This window comes from Roseateles sp., from assembly GCF_039595295.1.
In the GTDB taxonomy this organism is placed as follows: Bacteria; Pseudomonadota; Gammaproteobacteria; order Burkholderiales; family Burkholderiaceae_C; genus Roseateles.
The window spans coordinates 29345-44707 of record NZ_JBCNLU010000023.1 but is presented as its reverse complement, the minus strand read 5'-3'; the positions used below and the strand labels follow the sequence as shown (position 1 = coordinate 44707).

17 protein-coding genes are annotated in these 15363 nt (G+C 68.9%); 9 read left to right on the top strand and 8 right to left on the bottom strand.

The window, feature by feature from the left end:
* Positions 1-168 precede the first annotated feature (168 nt).
* Both ABDW59_RS16660 and ABDW59_RS16655 read left to right on the top strand, forming a co-directional pair.
* Positions 169-855 carry a hypothetical protein gene (locus ABDW59_RS16660; protein WP_343631050.1) on the top strand — a complete coding sequence of 229 codons (687 nt, stop codon included), beginning with the start codon at positions 169-171 and terminating at the stop codon, positions 853-855.
* Between the two features lie 138 nt (positions 856-993).
* Complete coding sequence (locus ABDW59_RS16655) at positions 994-1653, top strand: peroxiredoxin (protein ID WP_343631047.1); 660 nt, start codon at positions 994-996, stop codon at positions 1651-1653.
* 71 nt (positions 1654-1724) lie between these two features.
* Here ABDW59_RS16655 and ABDW59_RS16650 read toward each other — a convergent pair whose 3' ends face one another.
* Positions 1725-2654, bottom strand: a complete 930-nt coding sequence (locus tag ABDW59_RS16650) for a LysR family transcriptional regulator (protein WP_343631045.1) — start codon at positions 2652-2654, stop codon at positions 1725-1727.
* Positions 2655-2751: 97 nt separating this feature from the next.
* On the opposite strand from ABDW59_RS16650, the gene ABDW59_RS16645 reads away from it, so the two are divergent.
* Both ABDW59_RS16645 and ABDW59_RS16640 read left to right on the top strand, forming a co-directional pair.
* Positions 2752-3483 (top strand): SDR family oxidoreductase, encoded by a 732-nt coding sequence (locus ABDW59_RS16645; protein WP_343631043.1) that lies wholly within the window; start codon positions 2752-2754, stop codon positions 3481-3483.
* Positions 3484-3514: 31 nt separating this feature from the next.
* A complete protein-coding gene (locus ABDW59_RS16640) occupies positions 3515-3781 on the top strand; it encodes a 4-oxalocrotonate tautomerase family protein (protein WP_343631041.1) in 267 nt (88 codons plus the stop codon).
* A gap of 25 nt (positions 3782-3806) precedes the next feature.
* Here ABDW59_RS16640 and ABDW59_RS16635 read toward each other — a convergent pair whose 3' ends face one another.
* Complete coding sequence (locus ABDW59_RS16635) at positions 3807-4505, bottom strand: YitT family protein (protein ID WP_343631039.1); 699 nt, start codon at positions 4503-4505, stop codon at positions 3807-3809.
* Between the two features lie 76 nt (positions 4506-4581).
* Positions 4582-5610, bottom strand: coding sequence for an amidohydrolase family protein (locus ABDW59_RS16630; protein WP_343631037.1), 1029 nt, complete (start codon positions 5608-5610; stop codon positions 4582-4584).
* 251 nt (positions 5611-5861) lie between these two features.
* Between ABDW59_RS16630 and ABDW59_RS16625 the strand changes: the two genes are divergently transcribed.
* From ABDW59_RS16625 to ABDW59_RS16610, 4 genes are all read left to right on the top strand, one after another.
* A complete protein-coding gene (locus ABDW59_RS16625; RefSeq protein WP_343631035.1) occupies positions 5862-7040 on the top strand; it encodes an NAD(P)/FAD-dependent oxidoreductase in 1179 nt (392 codons plus the stop codon).
* Positions 7041-7207: 167 nt separating this feature from the next.
* Complete coding sequence (locus ABDW59_RS16620; protein WP_343631033.1) at positions 7208-7489, top strand: type II toxin-antitoxin system RelE/ParE family toxin; 282 nt, start codon at positions 7208-7210, stop codon at positions 7487-7489.
* 28 nt (positions 7490-7517) lie between these two features.
* Positions 7518-7865 (top strand): HigA family addiction module antitoxin, encoded by a 348-nt coding sequence (locus ABDW59_RS16615; RefSeq protein ID WP_343631031.1) that lies wholly within the window; start codon positions 7518-7520, stop codon positions 7863-7865.
* Positions 7866-7873: 8 nt separating this feature from the next.
* A complete protein-coding gene (locus tag ABDW59_RS16610; protein ID WP_343631029.1) occupies positions 7874-9046 on the top strand; it encodes a YbfB/YjiJ family MFS transporter in 1173 nt (390 codons plus the stop codon).
* 8 nt (positions 9047-9054) lie between these two features.
* On the opposite strand, the gene ABDW59_RS16605 is transcribed toward ABDW59_RS16610, so the two are convergent.
* The 4 genes from ABDW59_RS16605 to ABDW59_RS16590 all read right to left on the bottom strand — a co-directional run bounded on the left by ABDW59_RS16605 (position 9055) and on the right by ABDW59_RS16590 (position 14052).
* Positions 9055-9759, bottom strand: a complete 705-nt coding sequence (locus ABDW59_RS16605) for an SDR family oxidoreductase (protein ID WP_343631027.1) — start codon at positions 9757-9759, stop codon at positions 9055-9057.
* Positions 9760-9871: 112 nt separating this feature from the next.
* Positions 9872-10537, bottom strand: a complete 666-nt coding sequence (locus ABDW59_RS16600; protein ID WP_343631025.1) for a TetR/AcrR family transcriptional regulator — start codon at positions 10535-10537, stop codon at positions 9872-9874.
* Positions 10538-10651: 114 nt separating this feature from the next.
* On the bottom strand, positions 10652-10912 hold the full coding sequence (locus tag ABDW59_RS16595; RefSeq protein WP_343631023.1) for a VF530 family protein: 261 nt from the start codon (positions 10910-10912) through the stop codon (positions 10652-10654).
* A complete protein-coding gene (locus tag ABDW59_RS16590) occupies positions 10909-14052 on the bottom strand; it encodes a two-component regulator propeller domain-containing protein (protein ID WP_343631021.1) in 3144 nt (1047 codons plus the stop codon). The genes ABDW59_RS16595 and ABDW59_RS16590 overlap by 4 nt, the downstream gene beginning before the upstream one ends.
* A gap of 217 nt (positions 14053-14269) precedes the next feature.
* Between ABDW59_RS16590 and ABDW59_RS16585 the strand changes: the two genes are divergently transcribed.
* The gene (locus ABDW59_RS16585; RefSeq protein ID WP_343631019.1) at positions 14270-14872 is read left to right on the top strand and encodes a response regulator transcription factor; all 603 of its coding nucleotides are present in this window, start codon (positions 14270-14272) and stop codon (positions 14870-14872) included.
* A 41-nt stretch (positions 14873-14913) separates the two neighbouring features.
* Here ABDW59_RS16585 and ABDW59_RS16580 read toward each other — a convergent pair whose 3' ends face one another.
* Positions 14914-15336, bottom strand: a complete 423-nt coding sequence (locus ABDW59_RS16580; RefSeq protein WP_343631017.1) for an organic hydroperoxide resistance protein — start codon at positions 15334-15336, stop codon at positions 14914-14916.
* Positions 15337-15363 lie beyond the last annotated feature (27 nt).

Here is a 15363-nt window from a genome sequence, read left to right as displayed (position 1 = left end):
AGCCTGAATGCTCAGGCGCCGAGACTGTCCGCTGGCTACGATGGCCGGCCGAGTCTAGGACCGCCGTTCAGGCAACGGCAAGTGAAGCACTCAATCGACCCGATAGCCGGAACGGTGCTGTCATCACCGCGTCCACGGCACGCGCGACACTCGCCCCAGGAGATCCTCATGCTCGCCATCCCGACGGTCTTGGTCGCGCTGCTCGCCGGCCTGTTGCTGTCCAGCCATTGCCATGCGGCCGGCGGCCACCACGCGGTGGACGACGCGGCCATCCTCGATCCCGATCAATGCACCCTGGAGCTGTGGGTCGAGCACGCCCATCAGCAGCGCCGCCGTCTGCAGCATGCCGGAGGCGCCTGTCGGATCGCGGCCGTCGAGCTCGGCGTGAGCCTGGACCGCGGCACCGCCACCGATTCGCCCACGCTGCATCCGCATGCGGCTCAAGTGAAATGGGCGAAGGCGCTGTCGCCGACATGGAGCATCGGCGCGGCCGCCGCCGTCGGCTGGCAAAGCCTGGCCCCCAAGCGGCAAGCGCTGCTGGTGATCCCGGTCAGCTGGGCGCCTCGCCACGATCTGGCCGTCCACCTGAACGTCGGCCGCGCGCTGCGCGCGGGATCGCCGGACCGCTGGCAACGCGGCGTCGCCGTCGAATGGCAGCCCGTGCCCGAGTGGCAAGGATTGGCCGAAGTCTTCCACGACGGTCAGCGCCCGCTGGCGCGCGTGGGACTGCGGCGCTTCCTCGGCGAGAAGCTTTCCCTCGACCTCAGCCGGGCGCGGGCGCGCGCCACCGGCACGACGCCGCGCGAGGACTGGTGGTCGCTGGGCTTGAACTGGGATTTCGGGCGACCTTTTTGAGCGGCGCTCATGCGCGCGCCGCGCATGCATAGACGCGAACCGGATGAGGGCATTGGGCGGGGGGTCGTCATCCTCCATCGCAGGGATGAGAATTGCGATCCTATCCATTCGACCGACCTGACGACACCGGAGCCCACCATGTCCCTGCGCATCAACGACATCGCCCCGAACTTCACCGCGAAGACCACGCACGGCGAACTGACCTTCCACGACTGGATCGGCGACAGCTGGGCCATCCTGTTCTCGCACCCCAAGGACTTCACCCCGGTGTGCACGACCGAGCTGGGCTACATGGCCCGCATCGAGCCCGAATTCACCAAGCGCAACGCCAAGCTGATCGGCCTGTCCATCGACCCGGTGGACAACCACGCCAAGTGGGTCGCCGACATCGAGGAAACGCAGGGCGCGTCGGTCAAGTACCCGATGATCGGCGACACCGATCTGGCCGTGGCCAAGCTCTACAACATGCTGCCGGCCGATGAGGGCGGCACGTCCGAGGGCCGCACCGCGGCGACCAACGCCACGGTGCGCTCGGTTTTCATCGTCGGTCCGGACAAGAAGATCAAGCTGATGCTGACCTACCCGATGACCACGGGTCGCAACTTCGACGAAATCCTGCGCGTGCTGGACTCGATGCAGCTGACCGCCAAGCACCGCGTCGCCACGCCGGTGAACTGGAAGCAGGGCGACGACGTCATCATCGCCGGATCGGTTTCCGACGACGAAGCCAAGACGATCTACCCGGAAGGCTGGAAGGCGCCGAAGCCCTACCTGCGCATCGTCAAGCAGCCGAAGTGATGGCCGTGTAACGCGCGTCCGCCAGGCACGCTGCTGGCCGCGGCGGACGCCGCTCCGCCCACCTCGTCGACCTAGACCGCGAAGAGCGCCCGCTCCTCCTCGAAGACGCGGATCAGGTACTCCGCCACCGTGCGGATCGGCAGATCGCGCCGGTCCCGGCCCCGGATCAGCAGCCAGATCTCGCGCGGCTCGGGCACGGGGCCGAGATCGCACGGGAAGAGATCCGGTACCTGCCGCCCGATGTAATGCGGCAGCAAGGCCAGGCCCGCGCCGGTGCGTGCCGCCGTCGCCTGCGCCATCTGGTTGTCGGCGCGGAAAGCCACCCGCGCGCGAGGGAATCGGCGCGCAAGCCAGGCCGCTTCGGGCATGTCGGCGTTGGCCTCGTCGAAGCCGATGAACACGGGCGACTCGGCTGCCCGCCCCGCACGTGCCTGTTCATCGGCATCCGCGCGGCCATGCCGCTCGCAGAGTGGCGCCGTGCCGTAGAAACCGAAGCCCATCACGCCCAGCAGCTTCGCGATGAAGTCGCCATCGGCGGGTCGCCCCAGCCGGATCGCGATGTCCGCCTTGTGCCGGTCCAAGCTCACTGACCGCAGGTCGGTCGCGAGGTCCACATCCAGTCCCGGATGCAGCGCCGGCAAGGTCGCGAGGCGACCGATCACAAAGGCCTGAGCCAGTGCGGGCGGTGCGTTCACACGGACCAGACCGCGCGGCGCGTCGTCGTCGCCGGCCCGGCTGAGGGTCTGCGCCGCGGCCTCCATCTCGCCCGCCGCAGTCAGCACGCGGCGGCCCTCCGGTGTCAGGGCGTAACCCTCGGGGCGACGATCCACCAGCTTGCGGCCCAGGCTGTCTTCCAACGCCTGGATGCGGCGCGAGATCGTCGCGTGGTTCACCGACAGCGCCCGCGCCGCGGCCGACAGACTGCCGTGCCTCCCCAACGCGAGAAACACGCGCAGGTCCTCCCAATCGGGCGTCGCCCCTGTGCGTTTCTGATCAGCCATTGAGCGAGGATAGCGGCTCCCCCTCGCGGGACCTCGTCCCTACTCTTTCGACAACGCCGGAAGCCTCCGGCGCCCCTCAGAAAGAAAGGACCGTCCCATGAGCACTTCCATCCAGACCGCGAACGATCGCCGCGTCGCCATCGTCACCGGCGCCTCGCAGGGCATCGGCGCCGGCCTCGTCGCCGCCTACCGCGCGCTCGGCTACGCCGTCATCGCCAACTCCCGCGCCATCCGGCAGGGCGAGGACGCCGACGTCGTCGCGGTGCCCGGCCACATCGGCGATCGCGCCGTCGCCCAGCGCGTCGTGCAGACCGCGCTGGACCGCTTCGGCCGCGTCGACACCTTGATCAACAACGCCGGCATCTTCGTCGCCAAGCCCTTCTCCGAATACACCGAGCAGGACTTCCGCGACGTCGTCGACGTCAACCTCGGCGGCTTCTTCCACATCACGCAGCTCGTGATTCCCCAGATGCAACGGCAACGCGCGGGCCACATCGTGCAGATCACGACCACGCTGGTCGAGCAGCCCATCGCCGGCGTTCCCGCCGGCCTGGCCAGTCTGACCAAGGGGGGCCTCGACGCCGTGACTCGCGGCCTGGCCATCGAGCTCGCGAAGGAGGGCATCCGCGTGAACGCGGTCTCGCCCGGCATCATCCGGACGCCGATGCATGCGCCGCAGACGCATGAGTTCCTCGACGCCCTGCATCCGATGGGCCATATGGGCGACATCGCCGACATCGTTCAGGCGGTGGGCTATCTCGAACAGGCCGGCTTCGTCACCGGCGAGACGCTGCACGTGGACGGCGGCCAGCACGCCGGCCGCTGGTGAGCCGCCGTCGGTCTCAAGCCAAGGAGCTCGCATGCCCTACGTCAACATCCAGGTGACCCGCGAGGGCACCACCCCCGGCGCCGGCGCCACCACGCCCGAGCAGAAAGCGGCCTTGATCCAGGGCGTCAGCGATCTGCTGTTCCAGGTGCTGGGCAAGCCGCATCACATGACCTTCGTCGTGATCGACGAGATCGAGCTGGAGAATTGGGGCGTGGGCGGGCTACCGACGCCGGAGTTCCGGCGGCGACAGGCCCAGGAACGGCCCGAGCAGCGGGATCCATCGGAAAGCTCGGCATGAGTCTCGCGGCCCGAGCGGGCCGCGCTCACAACACCGCGTAGCGTCCGGGCTTGTGGTTGACCGCGATGAAGAGGTTCATCACCACGGCCGCGAGCACGGAGTACGCGACCCGCTCCACATCGACGACGGTGAGCGCCAGCAGCACGATGGCGCAGTCCATGCCCATCTGCACCTTGCCCGCGCGCCAGCCCTTGGCCTTCTGCAGGTAGAGCGAGACGATGGTCGCGCCGCCCAGGCTGGCGCGATGCCGCGCCAGGAACAGGCAGCCCGAGCCCAGCAGCAGCCCGCCCAGCACGGCCGCGTAGGCCGGATGGATGCGGTCGATGGCGAAGAGCTTGGGCGAGAACTCGGTCATCACCGACAGCAGCGCGATCGAGACGAAAGTCTTGAGCGTGAACTCCCGGCCCATGCGGGTCCAGGCGAACCAGTAGAACGGCAGGTTGATCAGGAAGAACAGCTTGCCCAGGCTGATGCCGGTGGCGTAATGCAGTACGAAGGCCGCGCCGGCCGTGCCGCCCGTCAGCAGCCCGACCTGCGCGAAGAGGATCAGCGCCAGCGACACGAAGATGGTGCCGGTGAAGATGGCCTGCGCGTCCTCGAAGGTCGTGTGCGAGCGGATGGCCAGGTCGGCGAGCGGCTCGACGGCGGACGGCTCGGGCGAGGGTCCGGCCGAGAGCTCGTTGGAACGCTCGGCGTGGGAAGGGATTGGCTGGGGGTCGCTCATGAAGGAAAGCTAAGCAGATTGCGTGCCCGCGAGGGGCGCGCATTGTCCCGCAATCGGCGTCCCCGATGAAGCCTCCCTATCGTCCGCGCGCCTTCAGCCGCGCGTCAAGCCGGGGGAACACGCGGCGGGCGTTGCCTTCGTAGACCAGGTGGCGTTCCTCGTCGCTCAGGTGCGGCGTGGCGGCGATGTAGCGCTTGGTGTCGTCGTAATGGTGGCCGCTGAGCGGGTCGATGCCGCGCACGGCGCCGATCATCTCGGAGGCGAAGAGCACGTTCTTCACCGGGATCACCTTCGTCAGCAGGTCGATGCCCGGCTGGTGATAGACGCAGGTGTCGAAGAAGATGTTGTTGAGCAGATGCTCGTCCAGCAGCGGCTTCTTGAGTTCCTGCGCCAGGCCGCGGAAGCGGCCCCAGTGATACGGGACCGCGCCGCCCCCGTGCGGGATCAGGAAACGCAGCGTCGGGAAGTCCTTGAACAGGTCGCCGGTGAGGCATTGCATGAAGGCCGTGGTGTCGGCGTTCAGGTAATGCGCGCCGGTGGTGTGGAAGCAGGCGTTGCAGCTGGTGCTGACGTGGATCATCGCGGGGATGTCCAGCTCGACCATCTTCTCGTAGAGCGGGTACCAGTGGCGGTCGGTCAGCGGCGGGCTGGTCCAGTGGCCGCCGGACGGATCGGGATTCAGGTTGATGCCGACGAAGCCGTACTCGCGCACGCAGCGCTCCAGCTCGGGGATGCAGCTGGCCGGATCGACGCCGGGACTCTGCGGCAGCATGGCCGCGCCGACGAAGTGATCGGGGAACATCTCGGCCACGCGGTGGCAGAGCTCGTTGCAGATCGCGGCCCAGGTGGACGAGGTCTGGAAGTCGCCGATGTGATGCGCCATGAAGCTGGCGCGCGGGCTGAAGATGGTGAGGTCGGAGCCGCGCTCGCGCATCTTGGCGAGTTGATTGGTCTCGATGGACTCGCGCAGCTCGTCGTCGCTGATGCGCAGGTCGGAGGCGCGCGGTGTGCGCGACGGGTCCTGGAGCGCGGCGATCTGCAGGTCTCGCCAGGCGCCGAGCGCGGCGGGAGCGGTGGTGTAGTGGCCGTGGACGTCGATGATCATGGGGGTCTTGCGCGACAGGCGATGAGGCGTTGCGGCGGATTGTGGAGAGCCCGGCCTCGTCGTCCTAGTTATGGCGGGGACTAGCTGCTATTCGGATTGGGCATATCCCGAAGACCCTCTCCCCTGCCCCACACAATTGGACGGCGCACCGATCGGCCCGGCGCGGCAGAGTTCGCGCCGGACCGCATGCGTTAAGCTCCCGCGCCCGCCGCAGCGGTCGGGCCCGGTTTGAAAGTCGAAGGGAAGCAGTCGTGTTGGACATCGATGTCGTGATCATTGGCGCGGGCGCCGCGGGCCTGATGTGCGCGGCGCACGCGGGCGCCCGCGGACGGCGCGTGCTGGTCGTCGACCATGCCAACAAGGCGGGCAAGAAGATCCTCATGTCCGGCGGCGGCAACTGCAACTTCACCAACCTGTACACCGAGCCGGCCAACTTCCTTTCGCAGAACCCGCACTTCTGCAAGTCGGCGCTGGCGCGCTACACGCAGTGGGACTTCATCGCCCTGGTCAACAAGCATCAGGTGCCCCACCACGAGAAGAAGCTGGGCCAGCTCTTCTGCGACAACAAGTCCATCGACATCCTGCGCATGCTGCTCGCCGAGTGCGCCGCGGTCGACGCGCAGGTGATGCTGGAGACCTCGGTCGAGTCGATCGAGAAGGTCGAGGGCGGCTACGCGCTGCAGACCTCGGCGGGTCCGATGACATGCCAGTCGCTGGTGATCGCGACCGGCGGCCTGTCGATCCCGACCATGGGCGCGACGGGCTTCGGCTATCAGGTCGCCAAGCAGTTCGGGCACACCTTGCTGCCGACGCGCGCGGGGCTGGTGCCCTTCACCATCACCGATCAGCTCAAGGACCTGTGCAACGAGCTCAGCGGCACCTCTGTCGATTGCCTGGTGAGCTGCAACGGCAAGAGCTTCCGCGAGAACATCCTGTTCACGCACCGCGGGCTGAGCGGCCCGGCGATCCTGCAGATCTCGTCGTACTGGCTGCCCGGCCAGGCGGTGGAGATCAACCTGCTGCCCGACGTGGACGCCGCGCAGTGGCTGGCGCAGCAGCGCAACGACCGGCCCAATGCGGAGCTGAAGACGCTGCTGGGCGAGGTCTTCACCAAGAAGATGGCGACGCTGATCGCGGAGCAGTGGTTCGTGTCCAAGCCGATCAAGCAATACACGCATGCGGAGCTGGAGCGCATCGCGGAGCAGCTGTCCGCGTGGCAGCTCGTGCCCGCGGGGACCGAGGGCTATCGGACGGCGGAGGTCACGCTGGGCGGGGTCGACACCAAGGAGGTGTCGTCCAAGACCATGGAGTCGCTGAAGTCACCGGGGCTGTACTTCATCGGCGAGGTGCTGGACGTGACCGGCCATCTGGGCGGCTTCAACTTCCAATGGGCCTGGGCGTCGGGGCATGCGGCGGCGCAGTTTGTGTGAGGCCTTGGGCTCGCCGATACGCGCCTCGTCGCTGACAAGCGCCTGACTTGTCGCGTCCCCGCATCCCCGCCAAATGGGGACGCAACCGGACCATGCGATCGCGCAAGGTCGCACGCCCGCGCGATCGCTAGGCTTGACGCATCTACTATTGCGCGTCAATACTAATCATGATCGAGAGCTTCGCCGACCGCCGTACAGCGGCGATCTTCGATGGCCGGGAGATTCGCGAGATGCCTCGCGCGCTCCAGAACGCCATCCGTGGAAAGCTGAAGATGATCGACGGCGCCCCGTCCATCGAGACGCTTCGGGTGCCGCCGGGCAATCGGCTGGAGCTCCTGAAGGGTGACCGCAAGGGACAGTGGAGCATCCGCGTGAACCGCCAATGGCGCATCTGCTTCCGCTGGAAAGCCGGCGCGGCACTCGATGTCGAGGTGGCGGACTATCACTGACCCGGCTTTCTGAGATCGGAGCGACCCCATGAGCATCCCGCGCAGCCAGCTCAATCAACTGGACTTCAGCAACATCACGACGGGCCGGCGCCTGGATGCCGTGCATCCCGGGAAGATCCTGCTGACCGAGTTCATCGAGCCCATGGGCCTGACGCGCTATCGCGTGGCCAAGGCGATCGGCGTTCAGCAGCGCCGCATCGACGAGATCTGCGCCGGCGATCGCGCCATCACGGCCGATACCGCCATCCGGCTCGGCCTGGCCTTCGGGATCGACCCGAGGTTCTGGCTCAACCTCCAGGCGCAGTACGACATCGAGGTCATCCTGCGGACGCACGGGGATCAGTTGGTCGAGGAAATCGACGCCCTTGCGGCCTGACGCGCCCCATGAGCAGCGAACGCCACCTCCACCCCTGGCAAGTCTCCACCGGCGGCATCGCCGGCCTGATCCTCAGCATCGGTCTGGCGCGCTTCGCCTACACGCCGCTGTTGCCGCTGATGCAGCAGCAGGCCGACCTCGGCGACGCCATGGGCGGCACGCTCGCCGCGATCAACTATGCGGGCTACATGAGCGGCGCCTTGCTCGCCGCCTGGATCGACGATCCGCGCTGGCGCGCCCGTCTCTACCTCTGGGGCATGCTGCTGGGCCTCGTGGCGACGGCCATGATGCCGCTTGCGCCCAACCTCGCGCTGTGGGCGCTGTCCCGCTACCTCGGCGGCCTGAGCGGCGCCGCCGGCATGCTGCTCGGCTCCGGCCTCGTTCTCGGCTTCCTGATGCGCGCCGGCAAGCGGCCCGAGCTCGGCGTGCACTTCATGGGACTGGGCCTGGGCATCGTGGTCTCCGCCGTCGGGGCGATGGCGATGGACCGCCTCGGTCTCGATTGGGCCGGGCACTGGTGGGGCTTCGTCGTCGTCGGCGTCGCACTGCTCGCCGTCACCTGGTGGTGGCGACCGCCCGCGCCGCCGCCCACGACCGTTGCCCTCGGCACCGGCGCGCCCGGCGCCACCTGGATGCGATGGATGCTCGCCAGCTACTTCTGCGCCGGATGGGGCTTCGTCATCAGCGCCACCTTCACCGTCGCCATCGTCGAGCGCCAGCCCCTGCTCAAAGGCCAGGGCCCGTGGGCCTGGTTGCTGGTCGGGCTCGCGGCGACACCGGCCGTGTTCCTCTGGGATCGCGTCGCGCGCCGCATCGGCGACATCAACGCGCTGCTCACCGCCTTCGCGCTGCAGATCCTCGCCGTCGTGCTGCCCGCCCTGTCCGGCAGCCTCGCCGCCGCGCTGGGCGGCGCGCTGCTCTACGGCGCGACCTTCATCGGACTGGTGAGCCTGACCCTCGCCCTCGTGGGGCGGCGCTCGCCCGGCAACCCCGGCAAGGCGATGGCGCGGTTGACGCTCAGCTACGGCGTGGCGCAGGTGACCGCGCCCGCGCTGGCCGGCGCCATGGCGCAGGCCAGCGGCAACTACCAGGCGGCGATGTGGATCACCGCCGCGGTGCTGACCGCCGGCATGCTCATCCTGCTGCGGCTGCGTGGACTGGAGCGCTCAGGCAAGGCCTGACGCCGCGCTCAATGCGCGAGCGCGTCCTGCAGGTACACGCCCGCCGACAGCGCCTGCTTGACCTGCCGCGTCGATTCGTCGACGGAGACCTCGACCTGCCCCGCCTGCACCGCGTCCAGCGTCTGACGGACCACGTCCTCCGGGCGCGACTTGGGCACGTCGAAGGCGCTGATCATGTCGGTGTCGATGAAGCCGCCATGGAAGCCGAGCACCTGCGTGCCCTGCGCGCTCAGCTCCTGACGCAGGCTGTTGGTCAGCGCCCAGGCCGCGGACTTGCTGACGCCGTAAGCGCCCAGCGTCGGCGTGTTCACCCAGCTCAGGATGGACAGGATGTTGACGATCGCGCCGCCGCCGTTGCGGCCCAGCGTGGCGGCGAAGGCGCTGCTCAAGCGCCACACGCCGAAGAGGTTGGTCTCCAGCTGATCACGCAACAGCGCCTCGGCGTCGTCAGCCAGCGCGCCGCCGGTGCGGCCGATGCCGGCGTTGTTGATCAGCAGCGTGACATCGCCGCAAGCGGCGACGGCGGCGGCGACCTCCTCCGGCTTGGTCACGTCCAGCTTCACCGGGATCACACCCGGCAGCGTGACCGACTCGATCTGCCGCGCCGCGGCATAGACCTTCTTCGCGCCGCGGGCCAGCGCCTGCTTGGCGAATTCCAGACCCAAACCCCGATTCGCACCGGTGATGAAGACGACGGATCCTTCGATGTTCATGGCTGTTCCTTTCCAGCTTGCTTCGATGACCGCGTTCGCGGCCGTTGATTTCATATGACGCACGTCATATTTACAGACAAACGAATGGCCTCGCGAGGGAGGCCATGTCGAATCAATGCCGACGCTTGGCGTCGGACTTCGTTTCCTTGTTGGACTTGACGGTGCTCGCTTTCGCCTCTTCGCCGTAGCGGGACAGCAGCGCCTGCTTGGTGCTGTCGAGCACCGCTCGCCCCTGATCGTTGTCGCCGAAAGCCCGGGCCAGCTGCAGCGCGCCGACCAGACTGCTGACGATGGACCACGCCTCGTCGGCCGGCGCGCGGTCGCCGAGCGCCTCGCCCACCATGCGATGCAGGTGCGTCATCAGCGCGCGCGAAACTTGCTGCACCGATTCGGATTGCCGCGGCATCTCCGAGACCAACGCAGCCACGGGGCAGCCGTTCTCGCAGTTGCCGATGCCGCTCTCGTGCAGATAGGTCTCGACCATCGCCCGGAACGGCGGCACGCCGGCCGCGGTGAGACGCTTCAATAGGTCCTCGAAGAGCGCCCGGCTGTCCTGCCCCGCCCGCGCTGCAGCCGCGCCGAGCAGCTCATCGCGCGACTCGAAATGAGCATAGAAACCGCCATGCGTCAGCCCGGCCTGCTTCATCACGTCGGCCACGCCGATCCCGTGGAAGCCGGCGCGCCTCACGCCGCGCGAGGCCACTTCCAGAATGCGCTCGCGCGACGCCTCCTTGCGGTCGGTCTTCGCGTTGCGGGGGGATGGGTTGATCGGTGCCATGGGGTGGATACTAATATGATGATCATCATACTGCAACGGAGGGGTACTTCAACCGCAGCGCCGAGATTGCCTATGACATGGCGCCCGGTTACTGAGGAGCTTCTGATCCGGCGCTCAGCCCCGCTCGTTCCTGCGCCGCTCGCGCAGCATGAACAGATAGAGCCCTTCGACCTTCTCCCGCGCCCACGGCGTCTTGCGCAGGAACTTCAGGCTGGACTTGACGCTGGGCTCGAAGGCGAAGCAGCGCAGCGGGATGCGGTCATCCAAGCCCTCCCAGCCGTACTCGTCGACCAGGGCGGTCACGATGGCCTCCAGCGTCATCCCGTGCAGGGGGTTGCGGGGCTGCGCTTGCGGCGGCGGGGCGTTCTCGGTCATGGGGCGGGATTGTCCTTCACCGGACCGACCGCATCGGCTGAATCGGCTGTATGGGCCGATTCGATCGGCCCGGCGGCATACGCCTTCGACGCGCGCAGCCGCAGCTCCACGGTGGTCCCCTTCCCCACGCGACTGGCCACGGACAAACGCGCCCCGATCGCCCTCGCGCGCTCGCGCATCGCGACCAGCCCCAGGTGACCCGGCCGACCGTCCGCCAGCAGCTTCGGCGCAATGCCCCGCCCATCGTCGCTCAGCGTGACCCGCAGCCCCCGCCAGCCGTAGCGCAGGCACAGCGTCATCCGCGTCGCGTCGGCATGCCGGAAGGCGTTCAGCAACGCCTCGCCGAAGATCAATCGCAGCTCCTCGCGGACCTCAGGCTTCAAGGGACGCTCACGGCCCTCGATCTCCACGCGGCATTCGCCGTCGTAGTCCCGCGCCAGTTGCGCGATCACGTCCTCCAGCGCTCGCGCCAGGCTTCCCGCCGCGGCCGGCGTCGAGCGCAGCGCCATCACCCGCCGGCGGCTTTCGTCCAGCACCTCATCCGCGAGGGCCAGGTCTTGCTCCATGGCCGCGCGGGCGGGGTGATCGATCGGCAGCCGCGTCGCGTTCGCCTCGAAGCGCAGGATCAGTCCCTGCACGCCCTGCAGCAGCGTGTCGTGCAGCTCGCGCGCGATGCGCTCGCGCTCGGCCAGCCGGGTGCGCAGCTTCTCGCGCGCGGCGCGTGCCGCCTGCCGCATGCGCAACCGGTGCAGCGCCCAGATCAGCGCGATGGCCGCCAGCACGCAGGCGGCGCGGAACCACAGCGTCTGATAGAAGGCCGCGGGGATCTCGATGACCTGGAGGGTCTCGCCCGCCGTCGGCACACCGTCGTTGTTGAAGGCCTGCAGGTGGAAGACGTAGCGCCCCGGCGCGAGGTTGGTGTACAGGGTCTCGCGCCGCGAAGTCCTGTCGCGCCAGCCGCGATCCTGGCCCTCCAGCTTGAACCGGAAGCGCACCCGCTCCGGAATGGACAGGCTGGCCGCCGAGAAGCGCAGCTCCAGCATCGAGGTCTTGATCGGCAGCCGCAGCGGCGCGCCGGGCGGGTACTCGACGCCGTCGGCGCGCACGCCGGTCACGCGCGCGACCGGCGCCACCGGGTTGCGCGTCAGACGGCGCGGATCCAGCCAGGCGACGCCCGTGATGCCCGCGAACCAGAGCCGCCCATCCGCGGCCTCCACGACGCTGGGCTGCGGCCAGAACGAGGTCGCGCTGACCGGATAGCCGTCGAGCGCATCGATCAGCGCATGCCGCAAAGGCTTTCCAGGATCCGCGAGGAAGGCGTCCAGATCGGCCTTGGTCACTTGCACGGCGCCCTTGCGGCCGTTGAGCCAGAGGTCGCCGTTGGCCGTCTCCACGATGCCCGACACGCCCATCAGCGCATCCGTGGACTCGGACATCAGCGGCACGAAACGATCCCCGTGCAACACGTCCACACCCAGCCCGCCGGCCACCAGCACGCGCGTGCGCCCTGCATAAACCAGGAAGGGATCGCCGACATCGACGCCCTCCTCCGGTCCGAAGCGGCGCACCGCACCGTCCTTCAAGCGCAGCACGCGGTTGTTCTTGAGCCCCAGCCAGACCGCGTCATCCGGCGCGACCGCCAAGGCCGCCTCGACCGGACCCGGCTCGCCGGGCACCGCCAGCGGCTGCCAGACCCCGTCGTCGAAGCGCTGCACGCCCAGCTTCTGGAACGAGGCCAGCATGCTCCCGCCCTGCGCCGCGATGCCCAGCACCCATCGGCCTTGCGCGCCGACGGGCCGTGGCAGCTCGACCCAGCGCTCCCCCTCCCTGCGCCACAGGCCGCTCGATCCGCCCATCAGCAGACGCCCCTGCGCGTCGCGTCCGACCGCGGTGACCTGCGCATTCGGTGCCGGGAGGGACGCCGCATCGCCGACGCCGCTCAAGCGCCATTTCGAATAGGTCCCCGTCGCGGATGCCGCCGTCCACACGCTGCCGTCGGGCTCCGCCGCGAGCGCGTAGTTGCTGGTCCCGCGCGGCAGCTCCGCCGGGACCAGCGCCGCGCGCCGGAACCGGTCCAAACCGGTCTTGGTCGCGACCCACAGATTGCCCTCGACGTCCTCCATCATCGTCATGCCGAAGTCGCCGCTCAGGCCCTCGGCGACGCCCATGCGTTCGGGGGGTTCGGGGAGGTCGATGGCGTCGGAGGTGGAGATCGGCAGCTTTCGCCGACAGAGCCCGGCGGGGCAGTACAGCGACCACAGGTTGCTCTCGCGATCGAGCCAGGTCGGCGACGAGCGTCTCGCGCCCCAGGTCAGCCGGGGCAGCAGCGGGGCTTGGGAGACCTCGGGCATGCGCCGCGCCGACTTCGCGTCGACGATCCAGACCCGGCCGTCCGTCACCGGCATGCTGCGCGCGTCGGTGCAATCGCCCACGCTCTTGAAACTGGTCGCGCCGCGCGGCAGCGCCTGCACCAGCCGGTCCCGCGCGCACACCCACACCGTGCCGCGGCCGTCGATCACCAGCCCGCCCAGCGGCATGCCGCCGAAGCCCGGGATCTCGTCGCCCCGCGTCCAGTGCTCGCCGTCGAAGCGGAAGAAGGCGGATTCGCCGCCGACCCAGATCCGCCCGTCGGCATCCTCGGACAGGTAGCGCACCCGCTGCGCGGCGACCGGCTCGGACTCCGGCACCTGCCAGACCTCGCCCTGCCGGATCCGCACCAGCCCGCGGGGGAAGAAGCTCACCCACAGATCGCCGTTGGACGCGGCCATCACCCGCAACACCGCGCCGGCCGGGAACGGCGTCGCCCTCGAAGTCGGGAAGCGCTCGAAGCGCAGACCGTCGAAGCGCAGCAACCCGCCGGGTCCGCCCATCCAGATCAGGCCGTCGGTGGACTGCGTCATCGCCCAGGTCTCGGTCGGCGCGCCGTCCGCGGCCGTCCAGGCGCGATGCTGGAACTGGCTCAGCCGCAGATCCGCATCCAGCGCCCAGGCCGCCGGGAGGCCCGCCACGGACGCCCACAGGACGACCACGGTCGCGGCAAGGCGCCGCAGCGACCGCAGGGCACAGCGTTGCAGGAGACGCTGCAAGAAGCGCTGGCAGAAGCCTTGGCGCAGCGGCGAACGGTGGGGATCGGACGTCATCGACTCGAGCGGGAGGTCGCGCGGACGCTATCAGAACTTTGGTCCGGCCAGGTCGCGGAATAACTCTTTCGAGGGATGACTTCGCAACCGGGGGCAACGGTACGTCAGCCGGCGGCCGGCACAGCGGCTACGCTTGGGCTTTCGCGATCCGGCCGATCGCGTCCTTCTTGCCGCCCCTGTGACCGACACCACCCCGAGCCCCCGGCCCATCACTGTGATGGCCGTCGACGACCATGCGCTGATGCGCAGTGGCATCGCCACCGTCGTGGACGCCGAGCCGGACATGCGCCTGGTGGCCGAGGCGGGCAACGGGCTGGATGCGCTCACCCGCTTCCGCCAGCACCTGCCCGATGTCACGCTGATGGACCTGCGCATGCGAGACATGGACGGCATCGAGGCGATGGCCGCGATCCGTCGCGAGTTCCCCGAGGCGCGCATCGTCATCCTCACCACTTTCCCCGGCGACTTCCAGGCCATGCGGGCGATGAAGGCGGGCGCCTCCGGCTATCTGCTCAAGGGCCTGCTGCGCACCGACCTGGTGGACACCATCCGCGGCGTGCACGCGGGTCGGCTGATGGTGCCGGCGGAGATCGAGGCCGCCATCGCCCAGCACGCGCACAGCCGCACGCTGTCGCTGCGCGAGACCCAGGTGCTGCGGCTGGTCGCGCTGGGTCAGGCGAATCGTGAAGTGGCCGAGAGCCTCTCGCTGACCGAGGAGACGGTCAAGGTCCACATCCGGACCATCCTGGGCAAGCTCTCGGCCAAGGACCGCACGCATGCGGTCACCATCGCGCTCAAGCGCGGGATCATCGAGCTCTGAGCCTGCGCCCGAGCCGGCGATCCGCGCTCGCCACGCCGAGTTCAGGCGACGCTGAACGAGACCTCGATGTTGCCGCGCGTGGCGTGCGAGTACGGGCACAGCTGATGCGCGCCGTCGACGAGGGCCCACTTCTGCGTCTCGGTCAGGCCCGGCAGGTTGACATGCAGCTTGGCCGCCAGCGCGAAGCCGCCGTCGGCGGTGGTGCCCAGCGTGACCTCGGCCTCGATGGAGGCGTTGTCGGGCACGCGCACGTTGTCGGCGGTCTTCACGCGGCGCATCGCGCCCATGAAGCAAGCCGAATAGCCGACCGCGAAGAGCTGCTCCGGATTCGTGCCCTTGCCGCCGCCGCCCGGCGTGCTGAGCTTGACGTCCAGCGCGCCGTCGCTGGAGACACCGGCGCCTTCGCGACCGCCGGTGGTCAGCGTGGTGGCGGTGTACAGGGGTTTCTCGATGATGCGGGTCATGGGGATGTCTCTTTCTTGTCGGGAGTG